The following is a 12028-nucleotide window of genomic DNA, read 5'->3' on the forward strand; positions in this document are numbered from 1 at the left end:
CTGATAGATCGACGCCATGCGTGGATCTACTGAAGCTCGCAGGAAACTGTCGAAGGCGGGGTGGGTCCCGTTGCGGGGGTGTGCCCCGCCGGGGAGGCCCCGCCCCACCCCCCAGGTGGGGGGCGCCCCCCCCCCCCCCCCCCCCCCCCCCCCCCCCGCCATCCCTCAGGAAACCTGCTTCTGCTTCTGCCGTTGCTCGTAGCGGGTGCAGGGCCGCAGGCCCTGCAGACAATCCCTACTCCTCGACCGGGAAGTCCTCGATCGGCTTCAGCACATCGTAGTGCTCGCGATGCAGCTTGCCCTTCAGCTTCGGCAGCTCCGGCAGAGGCGCGTCCACGCGGGTGTCGGGCAACCGGTCAAGCAGGTTGCGTACCAGGGTCAGCCTGCCCAGCCGCTGATCGTTGAAGTCCACCAGGGTCCACGGCGCACCTTCGCGATGGGTGGCACGCAGCATGGCCTCCCGTGCTTCGGTATAGGCGCTGTACTTGCTGCGCGATTTCAGGTCGACCGGTGACAGCTTCCAGCCCTTGAGGGGATCGATATGGCGCTCGGCGAAGCGCTTCTCCTGCTGCTCCTGGTCCACGCACAGCCAGTACTTGAACAACAGGATGCCGTCATCCACCAGCAGCTGCTCGAACACCGGGGCCTGGCGCAGGAACTGCTGGTACTCGCTCTCGCTGCAGTAGCCCATGACCCGCTCGACACCTGCGCGGTTGTACCAGCTTCGATCCATCAGCACGATCTCACCCGCCGCCGGAAGGTGCCCGACGTAGCGCTGGAAGTACCACTGTGTCGCCTCGCGGTCGGTCGGCTTGGGCAGCGCCACCACCCGGCATTGGCGCGGATTGAGGTGCTGGCTGATGGCCTGGATCGCGCCGCCCTTGCCGGCGGTGTCGCGGCCTTCGAACAGCACCAGCAACCGCTGCCCGCTGTGCTGCACCCAGCGGGCCATCGCGGTCAGTTCCAGCTGCAACGGCAGCAGCAGTTCGTCGTAGTCCTTGCGTTTGAGCTTGCCCATCGTCATGCCGCGCGGAAAGGAGGGCCCAGCCTAGCGCAGCGGTTGCTCAGGCGCCGTCGACGCCCTGCCAGCCCTGCTCGTGCGCCAGCTGCTGCAGCAGTGCCGAAAGGTCGCGGGCGAAACCGGCCATGTCGAACACGCCGCTACGCGCGCGGGCCTGTGCCAGTTCGGCGCGCAGTGCGGCCAGCGCTGCCGGATCGTTGCCGAGCGCACGGGCGGTGGCGATGAACGCCGCATCGTCGGCAACGTTCATCCGTGCCAGGCCCAGGTGATGGTTGAGGCTGCCGGCCACGCGCGCGGCGAAGGTCTCGCCCGGGCAGGTGAGTACCGGACAGCCCGCCCACAGTGCGTCGGAGGCCGTGGTGTGCGCGTTGTACGGGTGTGTATCCAGGAACAGATCGGCCAGTTGATAGCGGGCCAGATACTGCGGATGCGGCAGCTTCGGCATGAACACCAGCCGCGCCGGGTCCAGACCCGCTGCCTGCGCCGCTGCCCGCAGGCGCGCATCGGCCTGGCCGGGGCCGGACAACAGCCATAGAACGCTGCCAGGCACCGCCGCCAGGACGGCGAACGCCCGCCCCATGCTGCGCGGGTTGAGCTTGTAGCTGTTGTTGAAGCAGCAGAACACCACGCCGTGTCCAGGCAGGCCGCACGCGGCGCGATCCGGTGCCGGCTCGAGCGCGCGGGTGTTGTCCGAGGGCTGGAACGCGCGCGGCAGGTACACCACGCGCTCGCTGTGGTGGGGCGCCAACGCCGCTGGCAGGACGAACGCATCGGCGATCACCGCATCCAGCCACGGTGCGCCGGATGTGCCGGGATAGGCCAGCCAGTTGAGTTGCAGCGGGGCAGGGCGCAGCGCCAGCACTTCCGGCGCGCCGCCACCGCCCCAGCCACGCAGGTCGAACAGCAGGTCGATGTCCTGTGCACGGATGGCGGCAGCGATGTCGGCATGGCGGCGCCCCGCCAGATCGTGCAGCCGGGTTGCCGCCTGCAGCCGCTGGCGGATGCGGCTGCCATCGTCCCGGTTCAGTGCGAACAGATGCAGCTGCAGTTCCGGGTGGCGGCCCAGCTGCTCGAACAGGGCAACGGTCAACAACCCGGTCGGATGTGCGCCGAAGCCGTTGGAGAGGAAGCCGATCCGCAGGGCTCCCTGCGTCCGTACCTTCACAGCGGGCATCGGCCGCACCGATGCGGCCACCGCTGCGGCGCGCGTGCGGGCGCAGGCCAGCTGCTCGGCGGCGCTGGCGTCTTCGCTGAGGAAGGCAAAGGGCTCGACCGCGCCCTGCCCGGTCGCGACCGCGCCGCGCACCTGCGCAGCCAGGGCCTCCACGTCCTGCCAGTCGCACAGGCGGCGTTGCCATGCCAGTCGCTGGGCGGCGATATAGGGTTCGTCGGGCATCAGCCCATGTGCACGCCGGTACGCGGCCGCCGCGCCCTCGGGGTCGCCGGCATCTTCCAGGGCATGGCCCAGCCACAGCGCGATGCCGGGATGCTCCGGAGCGCGCGCTGAAGCCTGTCCCAGCAGCGTCGCAGCGTCGGCGTGCGCACCGGCCATCCATGCCACGCGACCCAGCCGGGCCAGTGCTTCGGGATGGTCCGGCCGCAGCTGCAGTGCACGCCGCGCGGCCTGCTCGCCTGCGCCGATGTCGCCGGCTTCCAGTTCCAGATCGGCCAGCATCACCCAGGCGACGAAGTCACCGGGCTGGCGCGCGATCGCCTGCTGCAGTTGTTGCCGCTGCTGCCAGGCCGACATCGACGTCAGCCCGCCGACAGCTGGGCCAGGGCATCCACCTGGTGCTCGTGGCTGAGGCGCTGCAGCAGCGGGTCCAGATCGCCGGCGAGGATGTTGGGCAGGTCATACAGGGTCAGGCCTTCCACACGATGATCGGTGATCCGCCCCTGCGGGAAATTGTAGGTGCGGATGCGCTGGCTGCGATCGCCACTGCCGACCTGCAGGCGACGCGATTCGGCCTGCGCGGCGTCCTGGCGCTGGCGCTCGGCGTCGAGCAGCTGCGCCTTCAGGCGTTTCATCGCCTTGTCGCGGTTCGCGTGCTGGCTGCGTTCGGTCTGGCATTCCACCACCACGCCGGTCGGCACGTGGGTGATGCGGATGGCCGACTCGGTCTTGTTGACGTGCTGGCCACCGGCACCGGATGAGCGGAAGGTGTCGACCTTCAGGTCGGCGGGGTTGATGACGATGTCATCGACTTCGTCCGCTTCCGGAATGATCGCCACGGTGGCCGCCGAGGTGTGGATGCGGCCCTGCGATTCGGTGGCGGGCACGCGCTGCACGCGATGCGTGCCGGATTCGAATTTCAGCCGCGAGAAGGCGCCACGGCCGACCACGCGCGCCACCACTTCCTTGTAGCCGCCGTGCTCGCCGGGGTTGTCGGACTCGATCTCGACTTTCCAGCCCTGGCGCTCGGCATAGCGCGCGTACATGCGGAACAGGTCGCCGGCGAAGATCGCTGCTTCGTCGCCACCGGTACCGGCGCGGACTTCCAGGAACAGATTGCCCTCGTCACGTGGGTCGCGGGGCACCAGCAGCAAGGCCAGCTCCTGCTCCAGTTCCTGCAGGCGCGCCTGGGCCGAGGCGATTTCCTCATCGGCCAGCTCGCGCAGGTCCGGATCGGCGCGCATGCCCTCGGCGGCGGCCAGGTCGGCCTTGGCGCGCGCCTCGTCGGCCAGTGCGGTGGCGACCGGTTCAAGTTGGGCGAATTCGCGCGAAAGGTCGCGGAAACGGGTGTTGTCGGCGACCACGTCGGGTTCGGCGAGCAGGCGTTCCAGTTCTTCGCGGCGCTCGGCCAGCGCTTCCAGCTTACGGCGCAGGGTCGGCGTCATCGGTTCTCACGGGTGGGTGGCGGTAACCCGGCGTGGCCGGGAACAGGCGCTCGGCGGCGCGGGTCAGGTCGGCATCGCCGCTCAGCGCGGCCGCGCGCAAGGCAGCGGTCGGGGGGTGCAGGAGCCGGTTGGTCAGGCCGTGGGCCAGCAGTTCCATGACCTCTTCGGCCGGCTTGCCGTTGGCCAGCTGCTGACGGGCACGTTCGAGCAGCTCGGCGCGGGTGGCGTCGCCGAAGGCACGCAGTTGCCGCAGCGGCGCGTGGTGGGCGCCGGCCTGCAGGGTCTCGACGAAGCGCGATACCTGCAGGTCGATGATCGCTTCGGCTTCGGCGGCGGCCTCGCGGCGGCCGCGTCGATTGTCCTCCACCGCGCGTTCCAGATCGTCCACGGTGTATAGGAAGGCATCGTTGAGCGTGCCGACCTCAGCCTCGATGTCGCGTGGCACGGCCAGATCGAACAGCAGCATCGGCTTGTGCCGGCGTGCACGCAGTGCATTGGCCACGGTCTCGCGGCGGATCACCGGTTCGCGTGCGGCGGTGGCCGAGAACACGATGTCGGCCTCGGCCAGATGGCGTTCAAGCTCGGTCAGCGGCAGGGCCACGCCGCCATGACGGCTGGCCAGTTCCTGCGCATGGGCGAGCGTGCGGTTGGCGATCAGCAGCCGCCGCACCTTGCCTTCGCTGAGGTGGCGGGCGGCCAGCTCGATGGTTTCCCCCGCACCGACCAGCAGCACGGTGGAATCATCCAGGCGGGCAAAGGCATTCTGCGCCAGGCGCACCGCGGCCGAGGCGACCGACACCGGGTTGGCGCCGACCTGGGTATCGGTGCGCGCACGCTTGGCCACGGAGAACGTCTGCTGGAACAGCCGGTCCAGGCGCTGGCCAAGCAGACCGTGGTCGCGCGCGGTCGACCAGGCATCCTTCACCTGGCCCAGGATCTGCGGTTCACCCAGCACCATCGAGTCCAGGCCCGTCGCGACCCGGAACAGGTGGCGCACGGCGTCGGCATCAGCATGCTGGTACAGGTAGCCCTGCAGGTCGCCGGCCTGGCCGCGCAGCCACTGGTCCAGCGCCTGCGCCGAATCGGCCACCGCGTACAGTTCCGTGCGGTTGCAGGTGGACAGCAGCACCGCCTCGGCGATCTGCGGGGTGTCGCGCAGCGAACCGAGCGCGCGCGGCAAGGCATCGCCGGCGAAGGCCGCGCGCTCGCGCAGTTCCACCGGCGCGGTCTGGTGATTCAGTCCGAGCACCCACAGGGTCATTGTTCAGTTGCTTGCGATAAGCTGCTGGCCATTGGACGACATTTTAAGGCCCCGATGCCGACGATGCCCGCATTGATTCGCATCCCCAGTGTTCTGCTGCTGTCCCTGGCGTGCAGCCAGGCCCTGTCGGCGGCGCCCGCCAAGCCCCCGGCGCGGGGCGCCGCCACCGAGGAACTGGCACTGGAGCCGGTGATGGCCGGCGAGTTCGCCCTGCAGGCCGGCAAGCTGGCCGAGGCGGCGCGCTGGTACCTGCAGGCCGCCCAGCGCAGCGACGGCGATGCCGGCCTGGCCGAGCGCGCGACCCGTATTTCCATGCTGGCCAACGACGATACCAGCGCCGCCCAGGGCCTGGCCCTGTGGCAGCAGCGCGCGCCACGGTCGCTGGCCATGCGCAGCGCGGCCGGCGCGCTGGCGATGCGCCAGGGCGACGTGAAGGCGGCCCGCAGCGAGCTGCAGAGCCTGCTGCAGGACAGCGATGACCGCGGCTGGAAGTTTGCCCTGGCCGCGCTGATCGGCGGTGGACGCGATCCGGCCGTGCCGGCGCAGGTGCTGGGCGAGCTGGTCGATGCCAACGCCATCCCGCCGAAGATCGAGGCCTGGCAGGAATTCGGCCGCCTGGCGCTGCGGATGGAAAAGCCGGAGCTGGCACGGCGCATGATCGATGAGGTGGTCAAGCGCTTCCCGGAAGAGCCGCGCGTGGCGTTGCTGCGCGCCAGCCAGCTGCAGCAGGCGGGGCAGACCGATCGCGCGCTGGCGCTGCTGCGCGAGGTCGAACCGAAGACCCGCCAGGATCCGGAACTGCGCAACGCGGTGGCCATTGCCTACGACAGCCTGAACCAGCCGGCCGCCGCCGAGCGGGTGCTGGCGGTAGGGCCGCAGGACGTGCAGACCTGGGGAATGCGGGCGTCGCTGCTGGCCAAGCAGGGAGACAAGGCGGCCCTTTCCAACCTGTACAGCGAGCTGTCGCGGCAGGCCGCCAAACCGGACCCGGCGCAGCGCCTGCTGCTGGGCAAGATCGCGGAGTATCTCAAGCGTTATCCGGAAGCGGTGCAGTGGTATCACAGCGTGCCGGGCGGCGATGAACTGAGCGAGGCCCGCCTGCGGGCGGCGAGCGCACAGGCGCTTGCCGGGCGCCAGAGCCTGGCGCTGGACGAGGTACACGCGATCCAGTCCGATGCAGGCGTGGACGACGAGGTGCGCCGCGACGCCTATCTGCTGGAAGCGGAACTGCGGCAGCGCGCCAGCGACGATGCAGGTGAACTGGATGCGCTGGCCCGCGGTCTGGCCGCTTACCCGGACGAGAATGCACTGCTGTACGCGCGTGCGTTGGCCTGGGAACGCCGTGATGATATTGCCCGTGCCGAGGCCGACCTGCGCAAGATCCTGATCACCGAGCCGGAGAACGTGCCGGCGCTGAATGCGCTGGGCTACACCCTGGCCGATCGCACCGGTCGCTACCAGGAGGCGCTGGAACTGATCGACCGTGCCCGAGTGGCCGAGCCGGACAATGCCGCCATCGTCGACAGCTATGGCTGGGTGCTGTATCGCCTGGGCCGCAACGAAGAGGCGCTGGTGCAGCTGCGTCGTGCGTGGACCCTGGCCAAGGATCCGGAGATCGCCGCACACGTCGGCGAAGTGCTGTGGGTGCTCGGCCGGCATGACGAGGCCCGCCACTTCTTCGAGGAAGCGGCCAGGCTCGACCCCGACAACCGCGCGCTGCAGCGTGCCCGCGAGAAATTCAATCCATGAGTGTTTCCCTTTTCCGGCCGCTGCTGTTGGCAGTGGCGACCGTCGCCATGACCGCCTGTACGTCGCTGGGCACCCAGAAGACACCAGCGCCGGCCGTGGTCGAGACCGTGTCGGCGGAAGCGGCACAGGCCGAAGCCGCGCGGGTGGCGGCGCTGCAGGCGCAGCCGGAGTGGTCCTTCCAGGGCCGGGTAGCGGTCAGCAAGGGCAAGGACGGTGGCAGTGGACGCATCGACTGGCAGCAGGCCGGGCGGCGCTACGTGATCGAGCTCAGTGCACCCGTGACCCGTCAGAGCTGGAAGCTGACCGGCGACAGCCAGCATGGAGGCGGTCGCCTGGAGGGACTGGCCGGCGGCCCGCGTGAAGGCGAGGACGCGCAGCAGCTGCTGCTGGAGGCCACGGGCTGGGAAATCCCGGTCAACTCCCTGCCCGAGTGGGTGCGTGGGCTGGCGGTTGCCGATCCCGCCGGCGCGGGCAAGGTCGAGCGTGATGGCGAAGGTCGCCCGCGCCGCATGGAGCAGATGGGCTGGCAGATCCAGTACCTGGACTGGTACCCCGCCGAGGCCGGGCGCCCGTCCCTGCCGCGCCGGATCGAAGCCAGTAGCGGAGACGCCAAGGTTCGCCTGCTGGTGGACCAGTGGGGGCAGGGCGCGCCATGAGCGCGGGTGCGGAGGATGCGGGCTGGTCCTGGTGGCCGGCCCCGGCCAAGCTGAACCTGTTCCTTCATATCACCGGCCGCCGCGCCGACGGCTATCACGAGCTGCAGACCGTGTTCCGCCTGCTGGATTGGGGGGACCGCATCGGCCTGCGCCTGCGTGAAGACGGCCAGGTACGTCGGCAGGGTGAGGGATTGCCGGGTGTGGACGAGGCCGACGATTTGGCCGTACGTGCTGCCCGCATGCTGAAAGAGGTCGCCAACATCGACCAAGGTGTCGACATCATCGTCGAAAAGCATATTTCGGCCGGTGGTGGGTTCGGCGGTGGGTCATCCGACGCTGCCACCGTGCTGGTGGCGCTGAACCGGCTCTGGAACGCCGCTCTGGACGAGGACGCGTTGGCCGCGCTGGGCCTGCGCCTGGGCGCGGATGTGCCGGTGTTCGTGCGTGGCCGTAACGCCTGGGCCGAAGGTGTGGGAGAGCGGCTGCAGCCGATCACCCTGGCACCGGCTTGGTATGTGGTGGTCGAGCCCGGCGTTCATGTTCCGACCCCGGTCCTGTTCGCAGCCCCGGATTTGACGCGCGACAGCCCAGTGGCGAAAATAGACGACTTCGCTTCCGGGGCCTTGGTCGGGAACGCGTTCGAACCGGTGCTGCGCCGCCGCGAGCCTGCCGTCGAGGCAGCGCTTGCCGCGTTGAGCGACATCGGTACCGCGCGACTGACCGGTTCTGGAAGTGGTTGTTTCGTCGAATTCGCATCGCAGACTGCCGCACAGCAGGGGCGGGCGAAGTTGCCGAAGGAGTTGCGGGCCAGGGTGGCTGCGGGCGTTGCGCGTTCGCCGCTGCTGGATGCACTCGAGCAACACTGATTTCAAATGCAGGGGCGTCGCCAAGAGGCCCAAGGCACCAGGTTTTGATCCTGGCATTCGTAGGTTCGAATCCTACCGCCCCTGCCAATGCGGCTGTGTCCGCGCCTTCAGCGCATCATCCGCGCGGGACGTGGAAACAACCGCGGTGTTGTCAGCAGCAAGGGTCCGGCGTGGTCCTTGCCGCCACCGGATCCCCGCCACTCGTCCCCGCCCGAGACAATCATGATGCAAGAGTCCCCGAACCTGCTGGTCTTTTCCGGCAACGCCAACAAACGTCTGGCGCAGAACATCTGCAAGGAACTGGGGGTTCGCCCGGGCAAGGCGCTGGTCTCGCATTTCTCCGATGGAGAAGTGCAGGTGGAGATCGAAGAGAACGTCCGCAAGCAGGACGTGTTCGTGATCCAGCCGACCTGCGCGCCGAGCGCGGAAAACCTGATGGAACTGCTGGTGCTGATCGACGCGCTCAAGCGCGCATCGGTGAACAGCGTGACCGCCGTGGTGCCGTACTTCGGTTACTCGCGCCAGGATCGCCGCATGCGTTCCTCGCGTGTGCCGATCACCGCCAAGCTGGCGGCGAAGATGTTCAGCACCGCTGGCGCTGATCGCGTGCTGACGGTCGACCTGCACGCCGACCAGATCCAGGGTTTCTTTGATATTCCGGTCGACAACGTTTATGCCTCCCCGCTGCTGCTGGCCGACATCTGGCGCGCTTACGGCACGGAAAACCTGATCGTGGTGTCGCCGGACGTGGGCGGCGTGGTCCGCGCCCGTGCCGTGGCCAAGCGCCTGGATGATGCCGACCTGGCGATCATCGACAAGCGCCGTCCGCGTGCCAACGTCTCCACCGTGATGAACATCATCGGTGACGTCGAAGGCAAGACCTGCGTGATGGTCGATGACATCGTCGACACCGCCGGCACCCTGTGCGCCGCTGCCGCTGCCCTGAAGGCGCGCGGTGCGCTCAAGGTCGCCGCCTACTGCACCCACGCGGTGCTGTCGGGCCCGGCGGTGGACAACATCACCAATTCCCAGCTCGACGAGCTGGTGGTGACCGACACCATCCCGCTGAAGGACGCAGCGCGGGTGTGCAGCAAGATCCGCCAGCTGAGCGTGGCGGAAATGCTGGCCGAAACGATGCGCCGCATCGCCTTCGGCGAGTCGGTCAGCTCACTGTACGTCGACTGAGTTTTTCGTCCCTGCCGGCAACGGCAAGGACTTTCCCGGATGCTTCTGGTCGCGGAAGCATCTTCAATCGCCAAGCCGCAGGGCAAGGCAACAACCTGAGTAGTCGAAAATGTCGAAGACCCATGAAATCAAGGTCACCAAGCGTGAACTGCAGCGTAAGGGTGCGAGCCGCCGCCTGCGTCACGCCGGTGTGATCCCGGCCATCGTGTACGGCGGCAACGCCGAGCCGGTCGCCATCAGCCTGGACCACAACGAAATCTGGTTGGCACAGCAGAACGAGTGGTTCTATGCCTCGATCCTGGACCTGAACCTGGACGGCCAGGTGCAGAAGGTCCTGCTGCGTGACATGCAGCGCCATCCGTACAAGCAGCTGATCATGCACCTGGACTTCCAGCGCGTGAACGAGAACGAAGCCCTGACCGCTTCGGTCCCGCTGCACTTCATCAACGAAGACACCTCGCCGGCCGGCAAGGCTGCCGACGTCGTGGTCACCCACGAACTGAAGGAAGTGACCATCAGCTGCCTGCCGAAGGACCTGCCGGAGTCGATCGAAGTCGACCTGGCCGACCTGGCTGCTGGCGACGTGGTGTACCTGTCCAACATCAAGCTGCCGAAGGGCGTGGAAATCCCGGCCCTGGCGCTGGGCAAGGACCACGACGACGCGATCGTCACCGCCAAGCACGGCAAGGAAGACGCTGCCGACGCTGAAGAAGCACCGGCCGCCGAGTAATGCCCCCGCGGGGGGGGGGCCCCCCCCGCCCGCCCCCCCCCCCCCGATCCGTGTGGGGCCCCCCCCTGGGGGCCCCGCGGGGCGGGCCCCCGCGAGCGTAGCGGCGCCCCGCCCCGCCCACGACCTTTTGGCACACCGCTTGCAGCTTCCCGGGCAACGTTCCCGTGGGAGTGCATCGTGCGCAACCTGATTACCGACTACCTGGGCGTACATGCCCAGGCCATGCCGTTGCGCGAACAGCGGATGAAGCTGATCGCCAGCAATCTCGGCAATGCCGATACCCCCGGCTACAAGGCCCAGGACCTGGACTTCGACGCCGCCCTGCGCAGCGCACAGGGACAGGATGGCAACGGCCTGATGGCCACCACCCACGAGCAGCACTATGCGATCAACAACGGCCTGAATCCGTTCCAGATCGCGCGCGAGGGTGTCCAGCCCAGCCTTGACGGCAATACCGTCGATCCGGATGCAGAGCGCGCCGCCTACGGTCGCGCCGCGCTGGAGTACCGCGCATCGCTCAGCTTCGTCGAGAGCAAGGTCCGTTCCATGCTGACCGCGATCACGGGGCAATAAGCCATGAGCAACCTGCCGATCTTCGACATCGCCGGCTCCGCGCTGCAGGCGCAGTCGGTGCGCATGAGCACCATCGCCTCCAACCTGTCCAACGCCGACACCGTTGCCGGCTCGGCCGAGGCCGTCTACAAGCCGCTGGAGCCGATCTTCCAGGCGGTCACGAGCAAGGACGACCCGAACATCACCTCGGTGCAGGTGAAGGAAATCACCCGCAGCGAGGCGGCGCCGATCAAGCGCTACGAGCCCGGCCACCCGCTTGCCGACGCCGACGGTTACATCTACCAGCCCGACGTCGATCCTGTCGCGCAGATGGTCAATCTGATCTCGACCTCACGCAACTACCAGGCCGGCGTGGAGATGTTGACCACCGCCAAGGAACTGGCCCTGGCCACCCTGACCATGGGCCGCTGAGGCCCGCAGTACCGGATACCGCCATGACCACTGCCGTCAACAACCAGACCAGCCAGGACGTCTACTCCGCACTGGGCCTGAATGCTCCCAACAGCAACGCCACCAAGAAGAAGAACACCCTGGACCAGGCCGACTTCCTGCGCCTGATGACCGAGCAGCTGCAGCACCAGGACCCGCTCAAGCCCATGGACAACACGCAGATGGTCGCGCAGATGGCGCAGATGTCGACCGTGCAGGGCATCACCGATCTGAACACCACGGTGCAGGGCTTCCAGCAGTCGATGGCCAGCGACCAGGTGCTGCGTGGCGCCGCGCTGGTGGGGCACCAGGTGCTGGTGCCGTCCGAGAAGCTGGTGCTGGAGAACGAAGGCAGCGTCGAGGGCACGGTGGCCGCGCCCGGCGCCGGCATCATCACCGTGGACATCACCGATGCCAACGGTGCCAAGGTCACCTCGATCAGCGTCGAGGCCAAGGCCGCGGGCGAAACCGCATTCCAGTGGGATGGCAAGGATGCCGCCGGCAACCGCATGGAGCCGGGCAAGTACAGCGTGGTCGCCAACCATGTCGATACCGCTGGCAAGAGCACCAAGCTGTCCACCTATGTGCAGGCACCGGTGGAAAGCGTGACCGTCGGTTCCGATGGCCTGTACCTGAACCTCAAGGGCCTGGGCACGGCCCCGATCGACTACGTGCTCCGCGTCAGCTGAGCCGCCTACCCGCATCTACCAGGAGCATCCC

The 12028-nt window shown here is 68.2% G+C and carries 12 protein-coding genes and 1 tRNA gene; 9 read left to right on the forward strand and 4 right to left on the reverse strand.

All coding sequences use genetic code 11. The annotated features are described in order from the left end of the window. Positions 1-235 precede the first annotated feature (235 nt). Genes ppk2 through hemA form a run of 4 tightly spaced genes read right to left on the reverse strand, consistent with a single transcriptional unit; the run spans position 236 to position 5120 of the window. Positions 236-1018: a polyphosphate kinase 2 gene (gene ppk2 / locus ACVOME_RS04230; RefSeq protein WP_053520281.1), complete on the reverse strand. Its 783-nt coding sequence runs from the start codon at positions 1016-1018 to the stop codon at positions 236-238. A gap of 46 nt (positions 1019-1064) precedes the next feature. Then, complete coding sequence (locus ACVOME_RS04235; protein WP_481504773.1) at positions 1065-2771, reverse strand: O-linked N-acetylglucosamine transferase, SPINDLY family protein; 1707 nt, start codon at positions 2769-2771, stop codon at positions 1065-1067. 5 nt (positions 2772-2776) lie between these two features. Further along, entirely contained in the window at positions 2777-3859 is a 1083-nt protein-coding gene (gene prfA / locus ACVOME_RS04240) for a peptide chain release factor 1 (protein WP_053520283.1), read from the reverse strand. Beyond that, on the reverse strand, positions 3837-5120 hold the full coding sequence (gene hemA / locus ACVOME_RS04245) for a glutamyl-tRNA reductase (RefSeq protein WP_481504774.1): 1284 nt from the start codon (positions 5118-5120) through the stop codon (positions 3837-3839). The genes prfA and hemA overlap by 23 nt, the downstream gene beginning before the upstream one ends. A 63-nt stretch (positions 5121-5183) precedes the next feature. On the opposite strand from hemA, the gene ACVOME_RS04250 reads away from it, so the two are divergent. The 9 genes from ACVOME_RS04250 to ACVOME_RS04290 all read left to right on the forward strand — a co-directional run bounded on the left by ACVOME_RS04250 (position 5184) and on the right by ACVOME_RS04290 (position 11997). Next, entirely contained in the window at positions 5184-6869 is a 1686-nt protein-coding gene (locus tag ACVOME_RS04250) for a tetratricopeptide repeat protein (RefSeq protein ID WP_481504775.1), read from the forward strand. Next, positions 6866-7525 (forward strand): lipoprotein insertase outer membrane protein LolB, encoded by a 660-nt coding sequence (lolB, locus tag ACVOME_RS04255; protein WP_481504776.1) that lies wholly within the window; start codon positions 6866-6868, stop codon positions 7523-7525. Before ACVOME_RS04250 ends, lolB begins: the two co-directional genes overlap by 4 nt. Continuing rightward, entirely contained in the window at positions 7522-8391 is an 870-nt protein-coding gene (ispE, locus tag ACVOME_RS04260; RefSeq protein ID WP_053520287.1) for a 4-(cytidine 5'-diphospho)-2-C-methyl-D-erythritol kinase, read from the forward strand. The genes lolB and ispE overlap by 4 nt, the downstream gene beginning before the upstream one ends. Positions 8392-8401: 10 nt before the next feature. Next, positions 8402-8478: transfer RNA gene (locus ACVOME_RS04265), tRNA-Gln, on the forward strand. Between the two features lie 138 nt (positions 8479-8616). Next, positions 8617-9576, forward strand: coding sequence for a ribose-phosphate diphosphokinase (locus ACVOME_RS04270; protein ID WP_053520289.1), 960 nt, complete (start codon positions 8617-8619; stop codon positions 9574-9576). Positions 9577-9685: 109 nt separating this feature from the next. Further along, a complete protein-coding gene (locus ACVOME_RS04275; protein WP_053520288.1) occupies positions 9686-10306 on the forward strand; it encodes a 50S ribosomal protein L25/general stress protein Ctc in 621 nt (206 codons plus the stop codon). A gap of 177 nt (positions 10307-10483) precedes the next feature. Further along, entirely contained in the window at positions 10484-10879 is a 396-nt protein-coding gene (gene flgB / locus ACVOME_RS04280; RefSeq protein ID WP_053517917.1) for a flagellar basal body rod protein FlgB, read from the forward strand. 3 nt (positions 10880-10882) lie between these two features. After that, entirely contained in the window at positions 10883-11290 is a 408-nt protein-coding gene (gene flgC / locus ACVOME_RS04285; protein WP_053517916.1) for a flagellar basal body rod protein FlgC, read from the forward strand. A gap of 23 nt (positions 11291-11313) precedes the next feature. Beyond that, the gene (locus tag ACVOME_RS04290) at positions 11314-11997 is read left to right on the forward strand and encodes a flagellar hook assembly protein FlgD (RefSeq protein WP_053517914.1); all 684 of its coding nucleotides are present in this window, start codon (positions 11314-11316) and stop codon (positions 11995-11997) included. Positions 11998-12028: the final 31 nt, after the last annotated feature.

The sequence above is a fragment of the Stenotrophomonas sp. STEN008 genome (assembly GCF_056760435.1).